General features: G+C 68.3%; 22 protein-coding genes and 1 pseudogene. 8 read left to right on the top strand and 15 right to left on the bottom strand.

Annotation, left to right across the window (positions count from 1 at the left end):
* Nucleotides 1-361 precede the first annotated feature (361 nt).
* On the bottom strand, nucleotides 362-1036 hold the full coding sequence (locus tag AB0J95_RS02835; RefSeq protein WP_364751388.1) for a Crp/Fnr family transcriptional regulator: 675 nt from the start codon (nucleotides 1034-1036) through the stop codon (nucleotides 362-364).
* A gap of 125 nt (nucleotides 1037-1161) precedes the next feature.
* Entirely contained in the window at nucleotides 1162-1419 is a 258-nt protein-coding gene (locus tag AB0J95_RS02830) for a hypothetical protein (protein ID WP_364751386.1), read from the bottom strand.
* Nucleotides 1420-1574: 155 nt separating this feature from the next.
* Here AB0J95_RS02830 and nth point away from each other — a divergent pair, with 155 nt between their 5' ends.
* Genes nth through AB0J95_RS02810 form a run of 4 tightly spaced genes read left to right on the top strand, consistent with a single transcriptional unit; the run spans nucleotide 1575 to nucleotide 4783 of the window.
* Complete coding sequence (gene nth / locus AB0J95_RS02825) at nucleotides 1575-2351, top strand: endonuclease III (protein WP_364751383.1); 777 nt, start codon at nucleotides 1575-1577, stop codon at nucleotides 2349-2351.
* Nucleotides 2352-2368: 17 nt separating this feature from the next.
* Nucleotides 2369-2908, top strand: a complete 540-nt coding sequence (locus tag AB0J95_RS02820; RefSeq protein WP_364751380.1) for a TlpA disulfide reductase family protein — start codon at nucleotides 2369-2371, stop codon at nucleotides 2906-2908.
* A gap of 50 nt (nucleotides 2909-2958) precedes the next feature.
* Nucleotides 2959-3594 carry a CoA pyrophosphatase gene (locus AB0J95_RS02815; protein WP_364753425.1) on the top strand — a complete coding sequence of 212 codons (636 nt, stop codon included), beginning with the start codon at nucleotides 2959-2961 and terminating at the stop codon, nucleotides 3592-3594.
* Between the two features lie 4 nt (nucleotides 3595-3598).
* Nucleotides 3599-4783, top strand: a complete 1185-nt coding sequence (locus AB0J95_RS02810; RefSeq protein WP_364751378.1) for a MarP family serine protease — start codon at nucleotides 3599-3601, stop codon at nucleotides 4781-4783.
* Here AB0J95_RS02810 and AB0J95_RS02805 read toward each other — a convergent pair.
* From AB0J95_RS02805 to AB0J95_RS02780, 6 genes and pseudogenes are all read right to left on the bottom strand, one after another.
* Nucleotides 4733-5716: an alpha/beta hydrolase gene (locus AB0J95_RS02805; RefSeq protein ID WP_364751375.1), complete on the bottom strand. Its 984-nt coding sequence runs from the start codon at nucleotides 5714-5716 to the stop codon at nucleotides 4733-4735. The two genes, AB0J95_RS02810 and AB0J95_RS02805, sit on opposite strands and share 51 nt — an antisense overlap.
* Nucleotides 5697-6149: a phage holin family protein gene (locus AB0J95_RS02800; RefSeq protein WP_364751372.1), complete on the bottom strand. Its 453-nt coding sequence runs from the start codon at nucleotides 6147-6149 to the stop codon at nucleotides 5697-5699. Before AB0J95_RS02800 ends, AB0J95_RS02805 begins: the two co-directional genes overlap by 20 nt.
* A 27-nt stretch (nucleotides 6150-6176) precedes the next feature.
* Nucleotides 6177-7352, bottom strand: a complete 1176-nt coding sequence (nhaA, locus tag AB0J95_RS02795) for a Na+/H+ antiporter NhaA (RefSeq protein ID WP_364751370.1) — start codon at nucleotides 7350-7352, stop codon at nucleotides 6177-6179.
* A 317-nt stretch (nucleotides 7353-7669) separates the two neighbouring features.
* Nucleotides 7670-7801, bottom strand: a pseudogene (locus AB0J95_RS02790) (phosphate ABC transporter substrate-binding protein PstS); the annotation flags it as partial.
* A gap of 76 nt (nucleotides 7802-7877) precedes the next feature.
* Nucleotides 7878-8567, bottom strand: coding sequence for a DUF2848 domain-containing protein (locus AB0J95_RS02785; protein ID WP_364751367.1), 690 nt, complete (start codon nucleotides 8565-8567; stop codon nucleotides 7878-7880).
* Nucleotides 8568-8810: 243 nt separating this feature from the next.
* A complete protein-coding gene (locus AB0J95_RS02780) occupies nucleotides 8811-9434 on the bottom strand; it encodes a GntR family transcriptional regulator (protein ID WP_364751364.1) in 624 nt (207 codons plus the stop codon).
* 70 nt (nucleotides 9435-9504) lie between these two features.
* Between AB0J95_RS02780 and AB0J95_RS02775 the strand changes: the two genes are divergently transcribed.
* On the top strand, nucleotides 9505-10281 hold the full coding sequence (locus AB0J95_RS02775; RefSeq protein ID WP_364751361.1) for a carbon-nitrogen hydrolase family protein: 777 nt from the start codon (nucleotides 9505-9507) through the stop codon (nucleotides 10279-10281).
* A complete protein-coding gene (locus AB0J95_RS02770) occupies nucleotides 10281-10736 on the top strand; it encodes an OsmC family protein (protein ID WP_364751359.1) in 456 nt (151 codons plus the stop codon). Before AB0J95_RS02775 ends, AB0J95_RS02770 begins: the two co-directional genes overlap by 1 nt.
* Nucleotides 10737-10891: 155 nt before the next feature.
* Here AB0J95_RS02770 and acs read toward each other — a convergent pair whose 3' ends face one another.
* On the bottom strand, nucleotides 10892-12871 hold the full coding sequence (gene acs / locus AB0J95_RS02765; protein ID WP_364751357.1) for an acetate--CoA ligase: 1980 nt from the start codon (nucleotides 12869-12871) through the stop codon (nucleotides 10892-10894).
* A 166-nt stretch (nucleotides 12872-13037) separates the two neighbouring features.
* Here acs and AB0J95_RS02760 point away from each other — a divergent pair, with 166 nt between their 5' ends.
* Nucleotides 13038-13778 carry an oxidoreductase gene (locus AB0J95_RS02760; protein WP_364751354.1) on the top strand — a complete coding sequence of 247 codons (741 nt, stop codon included), beginning with the start codon at nucleotides 13038-13040 and terminating at the stop codon, nucleotides 13776-13778.
* A gap of 107 nt (nucleotides 13779-13885) precedes the next feature.
* Here the strand turns inward: AB0J95_RS02760 and AB0J95_RS02755 are convergent, their stop codons facing one another.
* On the bottom strand, nucleotides 13886-14083 hold the full coding sequence (locus AB0J95_RS02755; RefSeq protein ID WP_364751351.1) for a hypothetical protein: 198 nt from the start codon (nucleotides 14081-14083) through the stop codon (nucleotides 13886-13888).
* A 13-nt stretch (nucleotides 14084-14096) separates the two neighbouring features.
* On the opposite strand from AB0J95_RS02755, the gene AB0J95_RS02750 reads away from it, so the two are divergent.
* Nucleotides 14097-14525 (top strand): excalibur calcium-binding domain-containing protein, encoded by a 429-nt coding sequence (locus AB0J95_RS02750; RefSeq protein WP_364751348.1) that lies wholly within the window; start codon nucleotides 14097-14099, stop codon nucleotides 14523-14525.
* 218 nt (nucleotides 14526-14743) lie between these two features.
* On the opposite strand, the gene AB0J95_RS02745 is transcribed toward AB0J95_RS02750, so the two are convergent.
* From AB0J95_RS02745 to AB0J95_RS02725, 5 genes are all read right to left on the bottom strand, one after another.
* Nucleotides 14744-15670: an N-acetylmuramic acid 6-phosphate etherase gene (locus tag AB0J95_RS02745; RefSeq protein WP_364751345.1), complete on the bottom strand. Its 927-nt coding sequence runs from the start codon at nucleotides 15668-15670 to the stop codon at nucleotides 14744-14746.
* Between the two features lie 33 nt (nucleotides 15671-15703).
* Complete coding sequence (locus tag AB0J95_RS02740; RefSeq protein ID WP_364753422.1) at nucleotides 15704-16621, bottom strand: MurR/RpiR family transcriptional regulator; 918 nt, start codon at nucleotides 16619-16621, stop codon at nucleotides 15704-15706.
* A 167-nt stretch (nucleotides 16622-16788) separates the two neighbouring features.
* Nucleotides 16789-18531 (bottom strand): serine hydrolase domain-containing protein, encoded by a 1743-nt coding sequence (locus AB0J95_RS02735; RefSeq protein WP_364751342.1) that lies wholly within the window; start codon nucleotides 18529-18531, stop codon nucleotides 16789-16791.
* Between the two features lie 12 nt (nucleotides 18532-18543).
* A complete protein-coding gene (locus AB0J95_RS02730; RefSeq protein ID WP_364751340.1) occupies nucleotides 18544-19803 on the bottom strand; it encodes a DUF1343 domain-containing protein in 1260 nt (419 codons plus the stop codon).
* On the bottom strand, nucleotides 19797-21518 hold the full coding sequence (locus AB0J95_RS02725; protein ID WP_364753420.1) for a glycoside hydrolase family 3 N-terminal domain-containing protein: 1722 nt from the start codon (nucleotides 21516-21518) through the stop codon (nucleotides 19797-19799). The genes AB0J95_RS02730 and AB0J95_RS02725 overlap by 7 nt, the downstream gene beginning before the upstream one ends.
* Nucleotides 21519-21885 lie beyond the last annotated feature (367 nt).

Raw genomic sequence — 21885 nt, 5'->3', positions numbered from 1 at the left:
CAACGAATCCGCCTCAACAGAGTCCTTGAGGGTGAAAAGACTTGAGCTGGAGGGGAGGTCACGTGCGATGGTGGAGGACGCGACCTCTTCGGAGACGTAACTGAACAAGCTCCCTCCGGCGGAATGGGTCGGGGCCGGAACGCCAGGAGGGCGGGGAGCGCGAGCCGTCGGGGGATGGCTCGCGCGAACACAGAGAGCCGGTGCGCCGCGTCGGGGGCGGCGCCCGGCTCTCTGTGGTCTTCAGGGCGACTTCGTTCACCCACCTGCCGAAAGTCGCCGAAAAATCACCCAGGTGGGCCTTGGTGGGGATGCGTACGCGAAAGCGGGGCCGCCTGGTCGGCGGCCCCGCTTCGTGCTGAGGTCAGCGGGCTCGGCGGGCGAGGCGTTCCGGGTCGAGGATCAGGACGCTCTTGCCCTCCAGGCGCAGCCAGCCGCGGTGGGCGAAGTCGGCCAGCGCCTTGTTCACCGTCTCCCGGGAGGCACCCACGAACTGGGCGATCTCCTCCTGGGTCAGGTCGTGGGTCACGCGCAGCAGGCCGGCCTCCTGGCTGCCGAACCGCTGGGCCAGCTGCAGCAGCGCCTTGGCCACGCGGCCCGGCACGTCGGTGAAGATCAGGTCGGCCAGCATGCCGTTCGTCCGGCGCAGCCTGCGGGCCACGACCCGCAGCAGCTGCTCGGCGATCTCCGGCCGGGTCGCGATCCACTGCCGCAGCTCGGGCCTGCCCATGGTCACCGCGCGGACCTCGGTCACCGTGGTGGCCGTGGATGTGCGCGGGCCGGGGTCGAAGATCGACAGCTCGCCGAACATGTCCGAGGGGCCGAAGATGCCCAGCAGGTTCTCGCGCCCGTCTGGCGACTTCCTGCCAAGCTTCACCTTGCCCGACAAAATGATGTACAGCCGGTCGCCTGGCTCGCCCTCAGCGAAGATCACATGCCCGCGGGGGAACTCCACGGACTCGAGCGTCTGACTGAGCGCCTCGGCTGCCGCAGGCTCGACCCCCTGGAAGATGCCAGCCCTGGCCAGGGTCTCGTCCACGCTCGTCCCTCCTGTCGAGACACGGCGACCAGCGCCGTCGCCGTTATAACTACCTGCAGTGTAGGACGTTCACCCGATCTCACTCGCCGGGCACGCCGCACGCTACTAGTAGGTAGTCGACCTCGCTAGCGGCGGACGCGCTGGGCGCGCAGCCGCGCGGCCCGTCCGCCCCGCCGGCGCAGGCGGAACAGCTCCAGCGCGCGGCCGATGCCGTGGCCGTAGAGAGCCCGCACCTCGTCGGGCCGGGCGGCCTCGAGGAACTCGGTGACCTCTTCCTCCTGGATCGCCACGTTCCGCAGGCGGGTCTCGATGCGCTCCATGAACAACGCGAACAGCATGATGATGAGCGGGACGATGAACACGAACCAGACAGTGGTCGTCATGACTTTGATCCTCGCTTGCCAGTGGGGACTCGGCATGTTGATAGATGTCTGGGGCACCCATGAGGTTGTTCGGCGGCCCGTAGGCTATTCCTGTGCCCTCCGCGACCACACAGCCCCCCAAGCCGTCCACGGGTCTGGTCCGCCGAGCTCGCCGGATGATCCGGGCGCTGAGCGAGGCCTACCCGGACGCTAAGGCCGAGCTGGACTTCACCGACCCACTGGAGCTGCTGGTCGCGGTCGTGCTGTCCGCGCAGACCACCGACGTGCGGGTCAACCAGACCACCCCCGCGTTGTTCGCCAAGTACAAGACCGCGGCCGACTACGCCGGGGCGGACCGCCTCGAGATGGAGGAGTACCTCCGGCCGCTGGGGTTCTACCGCGCCAAGACGACCTCGCTGATGGGCCTGGGCGCGGCGCTGGTGGAACGGTTCAACGGCGAGGTCCCCGGCACGATGGCCGAGCTGGTCACGCTGCCGGGCGTTGGCCGCAAGACGGCGAACGTGGTCCTCGGGAACGCCTTCGACGTGCCCGGCCTGACCGTCGACACGCACTTCGGCCGGCTGGTGCGGCGCTGGGAGTGGACCGCGGAGGAGGACCCGGTCAAGGTCGAGTACGCGGTCGGTGCGCTGCTGCCGCCGAAGGACTGGACGATGGCCTCGCACTACATCATCTTCCACGGTCGGCGGGTGTGCCATGCGCGCAAACCGGCCTGCGGTGCATGCCTGCTGGCCAAGGACTGCCCGTCCTACGGGACCGGCCCGATCGAGCCCGAGGTCGCCGCGAAGCTGGTGAAGGGCGTGGAGGCCGAGCACCTGATCGCGCTGGCCGAAGCCGCCCCGAAGCCGCCGCCGCCCAAGAAGGCGCCGGCCGTCAAGCAGAAGGCCGCCGCTGTCCGGCAGCGGGCGGCGGCCGGCAAGAAGGCGGCCGGTTGAGCGTCAAGGTCCGTTGGGTGCTGGTAGCGCTGGTCCTGGTCGTGGCCGGTGCGATCGCATTCTGGCCGAGACAGGACACCGCCCCGCAGGCCGCGCCCCAGGCACCCGTGAAGACCTCGCTGCCCGCCTGCACCACCCACCCCGGACCAGGGCCGTTCGACGACAAGCTCACCGCCACCTGTCTCGCTGACGGCGCCGCCGTGCCGGTCAAGCAAGCGTTTGCGGGGCCGGCACTGGTCAACGTGTGGGCCACCTGGTGCGGGCCCTGCCAGGACGAACTGCCGGTGTTGTCCCAGTACGCCGCCGAGCCGGGAGCGATCCCAGTCGTGACACTGGCCGTGGAGAGCGAGCCATCCACGGCTATCGCGATGCTCACAGACCTCAAGGTGAACCTGCCGAGCCTGTTTGACCGTGATGGATCTGTGCGACGCGCGTTGAAGGTGCCGGACTCGCTGCCGGCGTCCTACCTGATCGACGCGTCCGGCGAAGTCCATCCCGTGACCGATCCCCGCTTGTTCACGTCGGTCGAGGCCGTCCGCAAGGCGGTGGGCCGGTGACGTCCCCCTTCCACGGTCCGCTGGTGGACCCCACCGAAGTGCCGTCGTGGATGGCCAAGCTCGTCGAGGGCACGCGTGACCTGGACGTGGAGCCGTTCCGCCGGTTCGACCCGCCCGGACGCGTGCTCGCCAAACACGCCGCGGTGCTGGTGCTGCTGGGAGAGGGCCCCGCCGGGCCGGATGTGCTGCTGCTGTTGCGGTCCGACGAACTCGGCAGCCATGCGGGCCAGGTGGCCTTCCCGGGCGGCAAGGCGGACGACACCGACGACGGCCCGATCGAGACCGCGTTGCGCGAGGCGATGGAGGAGACCGGGGTGCTGCCTGAGGGCGTACGCCCGGTCGCCGTGATGCCAGAACTGTATGTGTCCGTGTCCAAGTTCCTCGTCACTCCGGTGATCGCGCACTGGCAGGAGTCCTCGCCGGTGCGCGCCGTCGACCCCAGGGAGACCGCCGCGGTCGCCCGCGTTCCCCTTGACCACCTCGCGGACCCGGCCAACCGGTTCATGGTCCGGCACCCGTCGGGGTTCACCGGACCGGCGTTCAGCGCGCCGGACATGCTCGTGTGGGGGTTCACGGCCGGCGTGCTGACCCTCGTGCTGGCCATCGGCGGGTGGGAACGGCCATGGGACACGACCGATGTGCGGGACCTTGACGTAGCGTGGCGGTCGAGCCGTCCGGAGGTGTGAGAGTTTGAACTGGGTCGACGTGCTGGTGCTGGCGCTCGTCGTGCTGGCCGCGATCTCCGGCGCGCGTCAGGGGGTGGTGATCGCGTTGCCCGCGCTGCTCGGCGTGTTCGCCGGGCTGGTGCTGGGCGCCATCATCGCGCCGCTGATCGTGCAGAACTTCACCAACTTCGCCACGCGGGCGGCGTTCTTCATCGCGATCGTGGTGTTCCTGGTGGCGCTGGGGGAGACGGCCGGCGTCTGGGTCGGCCGGACGCTGCGGCGCAAGATGAAGACGCCCAACCTCACGCCGATCGAGAGCATCCTGGGCGCGCTCGTGCAGGGCGTCGTGGTGTTCGTCGTCGCGTGGATCATCGCGTTGCCGCTGACCAGCGTGCCCGGGCTGCCCGGGCTGGCGCAGGCGATCCGCGGTTCGGTGGTGCTGGGCGGCGTCAACGACATCATGCCGCCGGGGGCCGAGCGGCTGCCAGCGGGCGTGCAGAAGCTGCTGGACGACTCCGGTTTCCCGAACGTGGTAGGCCCGTTCTCGCAGACCCCGCTGACCAACACCGACCCGCCGGACCCGGCATTGCAGGCCAGCCCGGTAGTGCAGCGGGTGCGCACCAGCGTGCTGAAGATCCACGCGCGCGCCCAGTCGTGCTCGCGCGCGCTGGAGGGATCGGGTTTTGTGATCTCCCCGCAGCGCGTGATGACCAACGCGCACGTCGTGGCGGGAACCGACCAGGTGACTGTGGAGACCGACCGGGGCCAGCTGCCCGCGCGCGTTGTTTGGTACGACCCGGAGACCGACGTAGCGATCCTCGCGGTGCCGGACCTGACCGCGCGGCCGTTGCCGTTCGCGAGCCAGGACGGCCGCAACGGTGAGGACAGCATCGTGCTCGGCTACCCGTTGGACGGCCCGTACACCGCGTCGCCCGCGCGGATCCGTGAGCGGATCACGTTGCGCGGCCCGGACATCTACGACGCCAAGACCGTGCAGCGCGACGTGTTCACCGTGCGCGCGTTGGTGCGCAGCGGTAACTCCGGCGGACCGCTGGTCGACTCGCAGGGCAACGTGATCGGCGTCGTGTTCGGCGCGGCCGTGGACAGCGATGAGACCGGGTTCGTGCTGACCGCCAAGGAGGTCTCGGACGAGGTCCAGTCAGCGCCGGGGCTGACCCGGCGTGTGGACACCGGGGCTTGCGCCGCCTGACAGCCAGTCGAGCAGGATCTGGTTGGTGGCCGCCGGTTGTTCCTCGTGCGGGTAGTGGCCCACGTTGGGGAGGACGTGCAGCGGGGCCTTGTCATCGAGCCACCGGCCGGACTTCTCGGCGGTCGCCAGCAGCATCGTGGGGTCGTCCGCACCGTGCAGACGCAGTGACGGCACAGGCATGGGCCGGTCTAGCGCCTCGGTGAACCGACGGCCCTCACTACGGACCTGTGAGCGCACGGCCCAGCGGTAGTACTCCAAGGCACTGTGGGCAACACCGCGCACCAGCATGGCCTCGCGGTAGCGCGAGACGGCTTTGGTGAAGTCGACACTGGCTGCCCACGTGCGACCGGCTTGCTGGCGCATCAGGTGGTCGACGGTGACGGCGTCGTCCCTGGTGAGCCAGCGTTCCGGGGCGAGCGGCAGCTGCCCCCGGAACAGCGTGCCGAGCGCTTTGGCCTGGTTGTTGGGTTTGCGGCGGAGCAACGTGCGACGGATCTGCCGGCGCAGTGCCAGCGGGTGCGGCGCGGACACGGCGGCGACGGAGTGCACGAGACGCGGGTGCATGGCTGCGACCGTCCATGCCAGCAGGCCGCCCCAGCCGTGCCCGACGATGTGCGCTTTCCGTTCCCCCAACGCCTTCACCAGACCGCCCGCGTCACCTGCGAGCGTCCACGCGTCGTAGCCGCGCGGCGGTTTGTCGGAGTCGCCGTAGCCACGCAGGTCGACGGCGACCGCGCGGTACCCGGCGTCGCTCAACGCGGTGAGCTGGTGCCGCCAGGTCCACCAGAACTGCCCGAACCCGTGCAGGAACAGCACGAGCGGACCTTCACCGGTCTCGGCGACGTGCAGGCGGATGCCGTTGGCGTGGACATCCCGGTGCGCCCACGGCCCGTCGATGCGGACGGCAGACGGATCAGTTGTTCTCGTCGCCATCGCGTTTGAACGCCGCGGCCGTGTCGCGCACGGTGCTGATCGTGCGCTTCGGGCCCTTGATCCCACGGACCTTCTTGTAGCCGAGGAACCCGAACAGCCCGGCGAACAGCAGCATCCCGAAGAACACGATGCCGTACGAGACCGACCGCAGCAGGCCGAAGTCGGCCAGCATCTCGGCGATCGCGATGAAGAAGAAGAACAGGCTGAACATCACGACCGTCAGCGCGATCACGAAGAACACGCTGCCGCGCACACCCCGTTTGACGTCGCGGGCGATCTCCAGTCTGGCCAGCTCGATCTCGGCGCGCACCAGCGTCGACAGGTGGGTGGTCGCGTCCTTGACCAACGCGCCGATCGACTGGTCGCCGGGCGGCAGGCCGGGCTTGTCCTCGGTCAGCGGTATCTCTGGGACGTTTTGCTGCGCACTCGTCACCGGGTCATCGTGCCACGTGCGGGTCCGTCACACCCGCCGTGCCCGGTTGCGTCGCACCAACATTCCGGCGGCCAGCAGGCTCGCCACCGCGCTCGCCAGCAGAACGGCGGCTTTCGCGCGGTCCGCGGCGGCCCCGTCGAGGGCCTGGTCGGCGATCAGCAGGCTGACGGTGAACCCGACGCCGCCGAGCATCGAGATGGCGATCATGTCCCGCCAGCCCATGTCGGTGGGCATGGTGGCGGCCCCGAGCTTGACCGCGGCGAAGGTGCTGCTGAAGATCCCGACCAGCTTGCCGATGAGCAGGCCGGCGATCACCGCGAGCGCGACCCGGTCACCGAGCATCTGGCCGAGCGCGTCCGGCGACACCGGCACACCCGCTGCGAACAGCGCGAACACCGGCACGGCGAGTCCGGCGGACCACGGCTGGAGACGGTGTTCGAGGCGGATCGCCGGGGCTTCCCGCTCGTACGGGTCCTTCTTGACGCGCGTCAACAGCCCGAGCGCGACACCCGCGATGGTGGCGTGCACACCCGACTGGTGCACCGCGACCCACGTGGCCACCGCGATCGGGACGTACAGCCACGCTGTCTGGATCCGTTTGTGCTGCAAGAAGGCGTACAGCGCCAGCAGTGCGACGGCAGCGGCCGCGGCGAGGAGGTTGAGGCCGGTGGTGAACAGCACGGCGATGATCACGATGGCGCCCAGGTCGTCGACGACCGCGAGGCTGAGCAGGAAGACACGGGCACTGCTGGGCAGGCCGGACGCGGTGATCGCCAGCACGCCGAGCGCGAACGCGATGTCCGTCGCCGCCGGGATCGCCCACGCCTCCGCCATCCCGGGCGCGCCACCGCCGACCGCGATGGCTAGTCCAATTGGCACGATCATCCCGCCGAGCGCGGCAAGCACCGGCAGGATCGCGGCCTTGAAAGTGGACAGCTCGCCGACCGCGAGCTCGCGCTTGAGCTCGAGCCCGGCGACGAAGAAGAACAGCGCCAGCAGCCCGTCCTTGGCCCAGTCCTCGATGGACAGACTGAGGTGGAACGCCGCAGGTCCGATGTGGACATCCCGGATCGCTTGGTACGCACCGCGCCACGGCGAGTTGGCCCACAGCAGGGCAACGACGGTGGCCCCGAGCAGGATCATCCCGCCCACAGTCTCGGTACGGAGAAAACGAGCGAACTCAGCAACAGGCCGTCGGCTCACAGCACCCCTCTGGTCGGATAACACAAGATCATCTCGCCGACCAGGCTTCCCGGCACACCTACGCACAATCCTAACGCACCCACCCCAACCCTGTGGATAACTCCACAACCCTGTGGATAACCCTCGCTCGCTTCCCCCGCCCTGTCCGCCCATCTCCGTAATTTGGGAAATCGGGGGCCCAAAATCGGGTCGAGTCTGTTGATCATGGCGCTGACCTGGGGGCGGGCCGGGGCGGAGGTCGGCGGTCCGGGCGAATCGCGGCCATCTGAAGGCGAGTTGGCCGCGCGAACCCTCGCCGTTCTCAACGCGCCTCGGCGGGCCTTCGTGGTGTCGGCGTCGTAGTCCTTGGAGGAGACGATCTCGTAGGTGGCCAGGACCAGCGGGTAGATACCAGCGTCCTTGGAGGCGTACAGGGCCTTCAGGTCGAGCCGCAGGTCGTTGCCCTCACCGGGCGTTGTGATCGCCGAGTCGGCGGTCAGACCGCTGTCCAGCTTCGCAGGAGCGACGGCACCGGCCTTTTGGGCGTCAGGCGATGGGTTCGGGCAGGCGGCGGACCTCGTAGTCCGTGGTGATCGTGCGGCCCGTGCTGGGGTCGGCGAGTTCGACGCGCCAGGCGTCGGCGAACTGGTCCACGCCGCGGCGCATCGGCAGCGTGCCGGACATCAGCACCGTGCCCGGCGCGTAGAGGTTCTTGGCGTGCAGCAGGTCCAGCCAGTACTTCGGCGGCTGGAGATCGCCGCAGGTGCCGTTCTGGATCTCGACCCAGTCACCGTGCCGGACCCAGGCGGAGAGCGTGAGGCTGTCCATCCGCTCGGCGACGTCCTCGAACCGCCACGCCTGACGGCTCAGCACGTTCGGCGCGACCTGCTTGCTCCAGCCGACGCCGTGCACCTCGAGGCTGCGGTCGGTGTGGTCGCTCGCGACGGTGAGTAACAGGTCGTCGCGGGTGATGACCAGAGCCCACTCGGCCTCGCCGGAGGTCCGGTCGTTCTGCACGGGCACCTCGCTGGCCTGGGTGGCCAGGTAGGGCGCGACGGGGTACAGACAGGGCGTGACGGCAGGGGCGGGAATGCCTAACGCGGCCAGTTCGGCGACGTGTGCGGCGACGACCTCAGCGTTGCGACCGGAGAAGCCCGCGTTGAGCACCGAACGCACCTCGACGGTGACACGCTGGCCGTCGGGCAGGCTGAAGTGCAGCACGAACACCTCCGTCATGCATCTCGTATACGCCTTGTATACATAAGATATGCAGGGACGCGCGGACAGATGAAGATGATGCTCACCTCAGTCGGTCAGCGGTCGCTGCGGTGAGACGGCCTGTCCGGCACCTCCTGTCTGGTAACGAGGCACGTTGCGGGCGGTTCCGGGCGAATTTGTGGTCCGTTCGTTGGTATAGCGGCGTTTCCGATGGTGGAACTCGAGTTCATGCGTTGTTCACGGGTTTCCCGCTGACGTTTGTCATCCCAGCTGCACCCGCAGTGTCGACTTCAGATGGTCCTCAATGGCCTGCGCCGCGGCGGCGAAGTCGCATGCCACCAACGCGTTCAGGATCCGGGCGTGCTCGTCGAGCACCGCTTCCTGCCGGTCGGGGTTGCGGGCCAGGGCGATCATCCCCGCGGTCACCTGCCGGTCACGCAGGCCCTCGTACATGCGGGTGAGGATCTCGTTGCCGTTGGACCGCACCAGAGTCGTGTGGAACCGCATGTCCAGCTCGATGAACTCGCGGTGCTTCGGCTTGCGGCGCAACAGGTTCTGCGTCGCCAGCACGTCCTGCATCTCATCCATAGTGGACTGGAAGTCGAGGATGTGGAACACCGAGTGCTTCTCGATCATCGTGCGGACCGCGACCAGGTCGGTCAGCTCGCGATTGGACATCGGCGCGATGTAGGCGCCGCGCTTGGGCACGAGCCGGAGCAGGTCCTGCGCGGCGAGCATCAGCAGGGCCTCGCGGATCGGGGTGCGGGACACGCCGATCCGGTCGGCGAGCGCCTGCTCGTTGATGAACGTGCCCTGCATCGATGGGTCGGTGAGCACCTCCTTCTTGACGAAGGTGTACGCCCGCTCCCGCCCGGACGGCGCCATTGCCCACCCCTTGTATGCTTCTTGTATACAACGTGTATACAAAGTGTATATCGAGGACGAGGTGCCGTCGATGCGCATAGCTCTCAGCCAGTTCGCAGCACACACCGACACGGAGCGGAACCTCGAGCACATCCGGACAACCGTCGCCCGGCTGAGCGACGTCGACATCGTCGTGTTCCCGGAGGCGGCGATGGCACGGTTCGGCATCCCGCTCGGCCCGCTCGCCGAACCGCTCGACGGCAAGTGGGCGACCGCGGTCCGGCAGATCGCGGCCGACGCGGGCGTGCTGATCGTCGCCGGGATGTTCACGCCGAGCCCGGACGGCCGGGTCACCAACACCCTGTTGATCACCGGCAAGGGCATCGACACCCACTACGACAAGATCCACCTGTTCGACGCGTTCGGGTTCACCGAGTCGGCCACGGTCGCGCCCGGTTCGCGGACCGTGGTGGCCGAAGTGGACGGTGTCGGCGTCGGTTTCGCCACTTGCTACGACATCCGCTTCCCCGGTCTGTTCCAGAAACTCGCGGACGACGGCGCTCTGGTGACGATCGTGCCGGCTTCGTGGGGCAGCGGCCCGGGCAAACGCGAGCAGTGGGAGCTGCTGGTGCGAGCCCGAGCGTTGGACAGCACGGCATGGATCGTCGCTTGTGGACAGGCGTACCCGGGTGACGAGGTCGCGAGCAAAGGACCGACGGGGATCGGTTACAGCGCGGTGTCCTCGCCGCTCGGCGAGATCCGCGAACAGCTCGGCCAGGAACCGGGACTGCTCATCGTGGACATCGATCCCGACGAGGCGCTCGCCGCCCGCAAAACCGTGCCAGTGCTGGCGAACAGGCGGTTCTGATGCACACCTACGAGGTCACCGTCACCTGGACCGGCAATCGCGGCACCGGAACCTCCGGCTACCGCGACTTCGACCGCGCGCACGACATCGCCGCCGAGGGACGGCCGGTGATCGAGGCCTCATCGGATCCGGCGTTCCGCGGTGACCGGTCGCGGTGGAACCCCGAGCAGTTGCTGGTCGCGGCCTTGTCCGACTGTCACATGCTTTGGTACCTGCATCTGTGCGCGGTCGCCGGGGTGATCGTCGAGTCCTATGTGGACAAGGCGGTCGGCACGATGGTGGAGGAGAAGAACGGGGCGGGGCAGTTCACCGAGGTGATCCTGCGGCCGCGGGTGCGCGTGGCCGCGCCGGACATGGTCGCCAAGGCGCGGGAACTGCACCACGAGGCGAACGAGAAGTGCTTCATCGCCCGCTCGGTCAACTTCCCGGTCCGCCACGAACCCGAGATCAGCTAAGGGACAAACCCGCCGACGCTAGCACCGGCCACCGACAAAAACCGGCGCCGAGCGGAGACCCCCCGATGTCCCAAAGTAGTGCGGGGGTCTGACAGGAACGGGTGGTTCCGGGCCGTGCGGCCCGGAACCACCCCGATCGGGTGAACTCTTTGGGGTCAGTCCTCCGACGCGCCCTTGTTGAGGCCCTGGGAGATCAGGTCCATCACGGAGGAGTCCGCGAGGGTCGTCACGTCGCCGATGGACCGGTTCTCCGCCACGTCGCGCAGCAGGCGGCGCATGATCTTGCCGGACCGCGTCTTCGGCAGCTCCGGCACCACCATCACCTGGCGGGGCTTGGCGATCGGGCCGATCTCCTTGGCCACGTGGTCGCGCAGCGCCTTCACCGCCTCCGCGCCGCCGTCGACCGCGCCGCCGCGCAGGATCACGAACGCGACGATGCCCTGCCCGGTGGTCGGGTCGGTGGCGCCGACGACCGCGGCCTCGGCGACGGTCGGGTGCGACACCAATGCGGACTCGACCTCGGTCGTCGAGATGCGGTGGCCGGACACGTTCATCACGTCGTCCACGCGGCCCAGCAGCCAGACGTCGCCGTCGTTGTCGTACTTGGCGCCGTCACCGGCGAAGTAGTAGCCCTGCTCGGCGAAGCGCGACCAGTAGGTGTCGCGGTAGCGCTCGTCGTCGCCCCACACCCCACGCAGCATCGACGGCCACGGCTTGTCCAGCACGAGGTAACCGCCGCCACCGTGCGGGACCTCGTTGCCCTGGTCGTCGACGACCTTCGCGGACACGCCGGGCAGTGCGCGCTGGGCGGAACCCGGCTTGGCCGAGGTGACGCCGGGCAGCGGCGAGATCATGATCGCGCCGGTCTCGGTCTGCCACCAGGTGTCCACGACCGGGGTCCTCGACGCGCCGATGGTCTCCCGGTACCAGATCCACGCCTCGGGGTTGATCGGCTCACCGACACTGCCCAGCACACGCAGGGACGACAGGTCGAACTTCGCCGGGATGTCCGCGCCCCACTTCATGAACGTGCGGATCAGCGTCGGCGCGGTGTAGTAGATGGAGACCTTGTACTTCTGCACGATCTCCCAGTGCCGGCCCTCGTGGGGAGTGTTCGGCGTGCCCTCGTAGACGACCTGGGTGACGCGGTTCGCCAGCGGCCCGTACACGATGTAGCTGTGCCCCGTGACCCAGCCGATGTCCGCGGTGCACCAGTAGACATCGCTGTCCGGCTTGAGGTCGAACACGTTGTAGTGCGTGTAGGCGACCTGGGTCAGGTAACCGCCCGAGGTGTGCAGGATGCCCTTGGGCCTGCCCGTCGTGCCGCTCGTGTACAGGATGTACAGCGGGTGCTCGGCGTCGAACGCCTCCGGGGTGTGCTGGTCGGACTGCTTGTCGACCAGGTCGTGCCACCAGATGTCGCGGCCCTCGGTCCACTCGACGTCGGTGTCGGTCCGCTTGACCACGAGCACGTGCTGGATGGTCGGCGTCTGCGCGACGGCCTCGTCCACCGCGGTCTTCAGCGCCGCCGGCTTGCCACGGCGGTACTGCCCGTCGGTGGTGATAACGAGCTTGGCCTCGGCGTCGTCGATCCGCGACCGCAGCGCCTCCGCGGAGAACCCGCCGAACACGACGCTGTGGGTCAGCCCGAGCCGCGCGCAGGCGAGCATCGAGAAGATGGCCTCGGGGACCATCGGCATGTAGATCGCGACCCGGTCGCCGACCTGCAGGCCCAGCTCCAGCAGCGCGTTCGCGGTCTTGCTGACCTCGGCCTTCAGGTCGTTGTACGTGATCGTCCGGGTGTCGCCGGGTTCACCCTCCCAGTGGATGGCGACCTGGTCGCCATGCCCGGACTCGACATGCCGGTCGACACAGTTGTAGGCGACGTTCAGCTTCCCGCCGACGAACCACTTCGCGAACGGCGCGCCGCTCCAGTCCAGAACCTGGTCCCACTTGGTGTCCCAGTGCAGTCGCTCGGCCTGCTTCGCCCAGAAGCTCTCCCGGTCGGCGTCTGCCTCGGCGTACAGGTCCGGGCCCGCGTTGGCCGCCGCCGCGAACTCGGCGGACGGCGGGAACGTCCTGCTCTCGGTGAGCAGGTTGTCCAGTGCGGGACCCTGGCCCGACTGCTCGGTCATCGCGTGTGACCTCCTCGGAACTGACAAAATTTGTGATGTGGTGACCGTAGTGCCGCGCGGCGGGAAACAACAGGCTAGGACCCCGTTTGGTTTAGACCAATGGTGAGCGTCGGCCCAGTGGAGCGTCGCCGTATCGGATGACCGCCGCGCTCGGTAGTGTCAGCGCGTGACCGACCCCCTGGGCCCACTGCTGGACCTTCCCGGGATCGCCGAGGCGGTCCAGTCCGCGCGCGAGACCGTGGACGCCGTGCACCGGCATCCGGCGAACCGGCGTGGGTGGCCGACCACGGCCGCCGAGGCGTCGGTCCGAGCCGCACGTTCCTCCGCGTACCTGGACGGCGGCAACCCCGAGATCCCCGATGAGGGCGAAGTCACAGATCCGGTCCTGGCCGGGGCGCTGCGGGTCGCCGAGGCCCTCGGACCGTTGTTGCCCGTGTGGCAACGAGCTCCGCTCCAGGCGTTGGCGCGGCTGCACCTGCTGGCGGCCGCGGACCTCATCGACCCCGCGGAGGACGACCGGCTCGGCCGTCCCCGGTCGGCACGCGGTGTGTCCGGGCGGCTCGATCTGCTCGCTTCACTCGTGACGGGTGCGACGAAGGCGCCTGCACCGGTACTGGTCGCCGTGGTGCATGGCGAGTTGTTGACGTTGGCGCCGTTCGGGGTCGCCGACGGTGTGGTCGCGCGGGCGGCGGCCCGGCTGACCATGATCGGCACGGGTCTGGACCCCAAGGGGCTGACCGTGCCGGAGGTCGCGTACTTGCGGCGGCCGGAGCGGTACCGCGAGGCGGCCGAGGCGTTCGCCAGCGGGCAGCCGGACGGCGTGCGCGACTGGGTCGTGCTGTGCTGCGAGGCGATGGAGATCGGCGCGCGCGAGGCCACCTCGATCGCCGATTCGGTGAACGCCTGAAAGCGCACGTTTCAACGGTTCTGTCACCGAGACATGACCAAAGTGCAACCTAAGTTCAGCCGATAGTGTGACTTCAGTAACGGTGAATCCTGTGCTGCAGAAGGGATTCATATCCGGACGGTCACATAGGACGAACCGGTTGGCGGAACCGAGTCGAATATGGTGGCAACCAAAAGGATTGTCTGCGTAGTCGTCGCGCTGACCATGGCCAGCGCTTGCGGGACAACACCGGTGCGGACCGCCGCACCTGTTATCCCAACGCCAACAACAACTTCCGCGACGACCACCAGCACCACGTACTCCACGCCGGCATCCACTGTGGTCACCGATCCGCCCGTCACGATCCCCGCCGACCTCGCGGGTATATCCACCGGCACGGTCGAAGGACGGCTGAAAGCCCTTGGCTTCACAGCGATCAGCTACGTCGACAGCCTGTGGAAGCCGGTCACGCCGGGTCCGGATTGGATAGTGGACTCGGTGGAGGGCGCCGGGACCGGGATGTCGCGCAGTTCGACCGTCGTGGTGCACGTGGTCGGTCCGCCGCCCGCGCCGCCGAAGACCACGACCAAGACCACTACACCGAAACCCGCGCCGCCCAAGACAACCCCGAAGCCGGCCGCGCCGCCCGCCCCGTACTACGCGAACTGTGATGCGGCCAGAGCCGCTGGCGCCGCCCCGCTGCACGTCGGTGAGCCGGGCTATCGAGCCGCTCTCGACCGCGACAAGGACGGAGTCGCCTGCGAATAAGTGTCCATAGTGGACACACCATGAACGTCGTCTGACCGCCGGGCGTACTGGAAGCGCCCGCCGGTGCCCCGCGGGAGGGCGGCCGGGCAACCCTGTGGCCGGAATGGCCACAGGGTTGTCGCTATGAATAAGGGCATTCACGCCTTATTCCGTGTCCTGATTGCGCATGCGTGATTAAGCGGCGCACCACAGGGTGCGCCGCGAAAATGTGGGTATAACTACCGTGCCGCCGCGCCGAGTACGTCCAAGGCGTTGCGGACATGTCCGTTCGCCTCGTGCAACGCCTTGGCGGCGCGTTCCGAGTCGACACCGGACAGCAAATGCACCAGGGCCACCTTCAGGTCGCCGTGGGCCGCCATCAGCGCCGCCGAGCACTCCTGGGTGCTCAAACCGGTCGCCTCCCGCAGGATCCGCAGGGTACGGCCGCGCAGCTTGGCATTCGTGGCGCGCATACTCACCATCAGGTTCGAGTACGTGCGCCCCAGTTTCACCATCACGGCGGTGGAGAACGCCGTGAGCACCAGCTTCTGCGCCGTGCCAGCCTTCATCCGCGTGGACCCGGCGACCGCCTCCGGACCGGTGTCCACGGCGATCACCACGTCCACGTCGACGGTCCTGGCCGACATCGGGTTGTTCGAGACCAGCGCGGTGGTCGCGCCGATCCGCCGGGACGCCGCCAGCGCACCCAGCACGAACGGTGTCCGGCCGGATGCGGTGAGGCCGAGGACGAAATCCCCGGCCTCGGCGTCCCTGGTCAGCTCGGCCGCCCCCGCGGCCGAGTCGTCCTCCGCGTTCTCCACCGCCGTCCGCAGCGCGGTGTCACCGCCCGCGTGGTGGGCGACGAACCAGCCTGCCGGGGTGTTGAACGTCGGCGCCAGCTCGGCCACGTCCAGGCTGGCCAGCCGCCCGGACGTGCCCGCGCCGACGTAGTGCACCTTGTGCCCCTGCTGAAGCGCGGCGGCCGCCAGGTCGACGGCCTGGGCCAGCTGCGGCAGCGCAGCCCCCACGGCGGCCGGCACCTGCCGGTCCTCCGCGTTGATCACTCGCAGGACCTCGAGGGTGGGCATGGTGTCCAGCCCCATGGTCCGCGGGTTGCGGCCCTCGGTCGGCGAGTCGACGTAGACCGCTTGCTGCGGAACCGTCATCGCCCACGCACCTCATCCGGCACTAGGTCACTCTCATTTCCCGATATCGCGCGCTTTGCGGCGGCCGTCCGGCCGGGTCTCCAGCCGGTGCGGTCCGACCGCATCGCGAGTGGCCTCCAGCGCGCCCATGGCCTCCGACAGATGCCGTTGCGCCACCCCGATGAACAGGCAGTCGATCACCGTCAGCTGGGCGATCCTGCTGGCCATCGCGCCGGAGCGGAACGTGGTCTCCCTGGCCGCGGTGGTGAGCACGAGATCGGCCACCTCGGTGATCGGGGAGCGGGGGAAGTTGGTCAGCGCCACGGTCGTGGCGCCGTGCTGGCGTGCGGTTCGCAGCGCCTCCACGGTGTCCGTGGTCGCACCGGTGTGCGAGATGCCCACAGCGACATCTCCCTCACGCAGCACGGCAGCGGACGTGAGCATGATGTGGGTGTCGTTCCAGGCGAAACTCACCCGCCCGATGCGGTGCAGCTTCTGCTGCAGGTCCGCGGCGACGAACGCGCTGGCGCCCACGCCGTAGACGTCCACCCGGCCCGCGTTGGCGATGACCTCGACGACCTGCTGCAACGTGGGGATGTCGAGCTGGTCGGCGGTCTCCTCCACGGCACGTGCGTCCGCGAAGGTCACCTTGCCGACGACCTGGTGCAGGTCGTCCTCGGGGCCGATCTCACCGCCGAGGTCCCGCTCGGCGCGGGCCTCGGTGCGGGCGGTGTCCGCGGCCAGCGCGATGCGCAGCTCGGGGTACCCGCCGACGCCGATCGCCTTGCAGAACCGCGTGACCGTCGTCTCGCTGGTGCCTGCGGCATCGGCGACCTCGGTGATGCTCCGGCGCGCGACCGCGCCCGGGTTGTCCAGCACCACCTTCGCGACGCGCTGCTCCGCCCGGGCCAGCCCCGGGAGCAGCGACCTGATGCGTACGAGCGGGCTGGACTCGCTCCGTTCGTCGACCATCTCCGCGGTGCTCACGTGGGAAACTTACTAACAGTTACGAGATCGTACAAGGTCACGACCAGACCTCCTGACGCAACGACACCCAAACGTGTCCGAAACTTGAACCTGCAACCAAACCGGCTTGCGTGGGAAATCGCAGGTAATGGGGGTGTCGTTAACAGACTTTATCATCGGATTCGACGATCCCAAGCTTGTGAATCGAGCGCTGTTGGTTGTTTTTCACCGTCAAGAAGTGTCCGGCTACCCTCGGTGATTTTGATGTTGTCCAGGTTGACCCCGCGACCGGTGTAGAGGGTGTCGGTGGTGAGCCGCCAGCGGAACCTCAGCTTCGGGGTTCCCGGGACCTCCGCGGTGACAAACCACCAGGTCCGATGGCCGTGACCGGCCAACCACAGTGGATTTCCGGTGGGCGCTGCCCGCCCGCGAACGGTCAACGGGACCGCCTGCCACTGCACGCCGTCACCACTCGACTCCAGAACGAGGTGGTCGGTCGGCTCCGTATCAACAAATGCATCGAACGTAACCCGTACGGGTGAACTCCGGGCCGTGAGCTCCTGTGTGGACAGTGTGGCGGTGCTCAGGTTGCCGATGCCTGAGTACCAAGAATCCCGTCCGCGCAAGGGTCTAACGGCCATTGCTTTGGCAAGTCCGTTCGCCAGCGCCTCCCGCGCCGGGTTGATGGATCCCCAGCCACGGTTCGGATGCACGCGGTTGGACAACAGGATCGCGATCGACCGCGACTCCAGGTCGACGACGAAAGTCGTTCCGGTGTAACCGGTGTGGCCCGCGGTGGCGAGGCTGCTCAGCCCTCCCATGTAGAACATTCGGTCCAGTTCGAAGCCCAAACCGTGTGCGTTGCCAGGGAAAGCGGCGTTGTAGTCGGCGAGCATGGCCCGCATGGTGTCCTCGCGAAGGATCCGCTTGCCGGCATAAGTACCGCCATTGATGATGGTCTGCCCTAGAACGGCCATGTCCGAGGCGGTCGAGAAGACCCCTGCGTGGCCGGCGACTCCGCCGAGTGCCCACGCGTTCTCGTCGTGAACCTGGCCCCGCACCATGCCTCGCGCCGGCACGGCCTCGAACTCCGTCGCGGCGATCCTGTCCAGTTTGGACAAGGGTGGATTGTATCCGGTATCCACCATGTGCAGCGGTTCGGTGATCCACGATCTGACAACGTTGTCCAACGTGGACCCGGTGAGACGCTCGACAAGAACGCCGAGAGTTATCAGGTTCAAGTCGGAGTACAGGTACACCTTGCCCGGCGGGTTGACCGGGGCCACGTCCATGACCGCCTTGATCCGCGACGGCTTGTCCGGCCAGTCCCGCCACAGCGGCAGGTCCGCGGCCAGGCCGGACACGTGCGTCAGCAGCTGCTTGACCGTGATGTCAGTCTTGCCGTTGACACCGAACTCCGGCAGATAGCGGGAAACCGGGACGTCCACATCGACTTTCCCCTGTTCCACCAGCTTCATCACGGCGATCGACGTGAACAGCTTGCTGATCGACGCCATGTCGAAGATGGTGTCGTCGCGCATCGGCACCCGCTGTTCGGGCGGCAGCTGCTGGCCGTCCTGCGTGGCGTACTGCAGGGCGTATCCCTTGGCGGCACGGCTGACCACCACGCCGTCGTGCGCCAGCAACGTCACCACGCCGGACATCAGCGGATGCGGGATCGCCGGGTTGGTGTTCGTCCGCGTCCACTCGTCGATCTGGCGCAGCGCGGCGTCGATCGGCGCCGGGTCCAGCCCGGCCGACTGCGGGCTGCCCGGGTGCAGCGTCGTCCAGGGCGCCGCGAAACCGTTCATAGGACGATCAAACCGTCCCGTACCGTCCTTGTGCGCGTCGGCCGCCACCGCGCTCGCTCCGGCGACACCCAGCACGGTCAGCACGACCACCGCTCGGCGAAGCATCTCGTCCCCCTCTTACCGGTAGATCAGGTACCGCTGCCGCAGCCGGCGGAAGGCCGCCAGCTCGTCCCGCCAGGCGCCGGTCACCTCGGCGACGCCCGCACCCGCGTCGATCATCGTGCGCAGCCGGGCGGAACCGGACAGCTTGTCCACGTAGTTGTCCGGGCGCCACGCGAAGATCGCCGGGTAGAGCCGTCTCACGGTGACCAGCATCGCCACGGCGGTCAGAATCGGGTCAAAGGCGCGCTCGTCGGTGAAGTGCAGCTGCACACCGCCACAGGTCTTGCCGACGAACTTGTTGAACGTGGGAGCGAAGTAGTTCTCCCGGAACCGCACTCCGGGCAGCCGCATCGCGTTGAGCTCCTCGGCCCAGCGCCAGTCGATGTCCGGCGCGCCGATCGTCTCGAACGGCCGGGTCGTGCCGCGCCCCTCGGACAGCACGGTGCCCTCGAACAGGCACGTGCCCGGGTAGGTCAGCGCCGTCTGCGGGGTCGGCATGTTTGGGCTCGGCAGGACCCAGTCCAGGCCGGTCTGGCCGAACAGCATGTCCCGCCGCCAGTCGCGCACCTCGACCACGTCCAACTTGGACAGCCGGCGGCCGTTGGTGTCCGCGGGCAGGAACTCGGCGTCGAACAGCTTCGCCAGCTCGCCCGCGGTCATCCCGTGCTGCTGCACGATCGGCTTCTTGCCGACCCCGGATGCGAACGCGGGGTCGAGCTGCGGGCCGAACGCCTGGCCGCCGACCGGGTTGGGCCGGTCGAGCACCACGAAGGACGCGCCGACCTCGACGGCGGCCGCCATGGCCGTGTACATCGACCATATGTATGTATAGAAGCGAGCGCCGACGTCGGCGATGTCGAAGACGACAGTGTCCAGGCCGGACTTGGCGAACATCTCGGCCAGCTTCGCCGTGCTGACCGCGTATGCGTCGTACACCGGGACCTTGGTCCGCGGGTCGGTGTAGCTGCCCTCGGACCCGCCTGCCTGGGCGGTGCCGCGGAACCCGTGCTCCGGGCCGAACACCGCGACGGGCGCCTTTCCGGCCGCCACCAAGGAGTCCACGATGTGCGTCTTGTCCTTGAGCACGCCGGTGGGGTTGGTGAGAACGCCGACCCTGCGGCCGTCGAAGTCCCGCCAGCCGCGTGCGGCGAGCCGGTCGGCGCCCGTGGTCACGGCGCGGTAGTGGTCGGCTACCGCGGGTGGCTGCGCGGCCGCGGCCGGTGCGGCGGCCGCGAGAACCGCTGGGGCGGCTAGGAAAACTCGCCGGGTCACCATGACAGGCCTGCTCCGAACGGGTAGAGGATCTTGCTGGAGTCGGCGTTGGGCACGTTCACCGGCAGTTTGCCCTTCGGCGCGAGCTTGCCGGTGATCACCTTGGCCAGCGAGACCATGTCGACATCGCGCCACGCGTAGGTGATGACCCACGTGGGCACGTCCACGAACGCGGGGTCGTAGGGGACCTGGGCGGCGACCGCGATCACCGGCTTGCCCGTGGCGAGCAGCCTGGTGACGAGGTTGCGTTGGGATGCGGACGTTCGCAGGCCGTTGGTCAGCACGACGACCATGTCCGAAGTGTTCGCCGCTGCGACGGCTTGGTCGATTTGCGCGGTTGTCGGCGCGGCACCCGTGGAAACCGCTGTGCCGCCTAGCTCCCTGGCCAGTGTGGCTACAGGTTCCGCGGGCTTACCGGGGAACGCGGGGTTGTTCCAGCCGGTGACGAGGACCTTGGGTGGCAGCTGGCGGACGGGCAGCAGTTTGGTGTCGTTCTTGACGACGGTCACCGTGCGGTCGGTGATCTGCTGGACCTGCTTGAGGTTCTGCGGCGTACCGACCACGTGCGGCACGGCGCGCTCGTTGGCGAACGGCTTGATGAACACGCCCCGGTCCCACTTCAGCTTGAGGATGCGCCGGACGCTCTGGTCGATCCGGCTCTCGCTGATCCGGCCGGACCGCACGGCGTTCGTCACCGAGGTGATCGCCAGGTTGAGGTCGACCGGCATCAGCATCTGGTCGACGCCGGCTTCCAGGGCCAGAACGGGGATCTCGGCGTCGGAGTGCATCTTGCGGACGCCTTCCATGCCCAGCGCGTCCGTGACCACCACGCCGTCGTACTTGAGCTCATTGCGCAGCAGGCCGGTCATGATCGGCTTGGACAGCGTGGCCGGTTCGCCGGACGGGTCCAGGCTCGGGACCTGGATGTGCGCGGTCATGATGACGTCGATCCCGGCCTTGACCGCGGCCTTGAACGGCGGCATGTCGGTCTGCCGCCACTCCTCGGCGGTCCGGTTGATCCGTGGCAGGCCCGTGTGGCTGTCCTCGGCGGCGTCGCCGTGGCCCGGGAAGTGCTTGGCGGCGGACGAAACCGTGTCGCCCGGCCAGCCACTGCGCTGGTAGCCGTTGATCTCCGCGGTCACCATGTCACCGGCCAGTTTCGGGTCCGAGGAGAAGCTGCGGGCGCCGATGATCGGGTTGAGCGGGTTGGAGTTGACGTCCGCGACCGGGGCGAAGTTCTGCGTGATGCCCATCGCCCGCAGCTCGTGACCGTTGATGGTGGCCAGCTTCTTGGCGTCCTGGGTGCTGCGGCCCGCGCCGATCGCCATGTTGCTGGGGAACTCGCTGGCCGGGGCGACGATTCGGGTGACGTTGCCGCCCTCCTGGTCGATCGAGATCATCAACGGCAGGTGGGCGCCGCTGGTGAGGGCCGCGCGCTGCAGGCCGTTGGAGAACCGGGTGAGCTGCGCGGGGTCGTCGACGTTGTCCGTGGTGGGGTTGTTGAAGTAGATGACGCCACCGACGTGGTAGCGCTGCACGACCTGCGCCGGGGTGTCGACACCGTACGCGGTCTTGTTCTCCGGCCTCGCCTCGTCCGCGGACTTGCCCCAGACCGTCGCGACGAACAGCTGGCCGACCTTCTCCTGCAATGACATGTGCCGCAGCACCAGCGACATGACGTCGGGCGTCGCCTCGGCCGGAACGACGGCCGTGGCCAGGACCGTGACGGCGGCGAGTGCGGACGGGATCCAACGGCGGGGACGTGGACGGGACACCACTGCCTCCCTGGAGGCGAAATATTCTTACCGACTTACTCCTTGAATCGGTAAGTTACCCACGCGACACCATGGAGGCAAAGAGCCGAACGGAGTGTTTGAGTATCCCCAGTTGGCCAGGTCAAGCGAGGACAAAAGATTAGGCGGGGCCCACCCGGAGGTGGACCCCGCCCCAAGCGCGAACATCTCGGGTTACCAAGCGTGCAACTCACGTCGTACTCACTGGGCCTCGGCGCCCGGCGTCCCGGTACGCAGTCCCTTGACGACAAGCCTCCCGCGGCGTGCTGCGCGTGGGTGCCTGGAGTCCGCG

Source organism: Actinocrispum sp. NPDC049592 (genome assembly GCF_040675465.1).
GTDB lineage: Bacteria > Actinomycetota > Actinomycetes > Mycobacteriales > Pseudonocardiaceae > Kibdelosporangium.
Note: the sequence above shows the minus strand (reverse complement) of the source record. Positions and strands in the feature narration are given on the sequence as shown.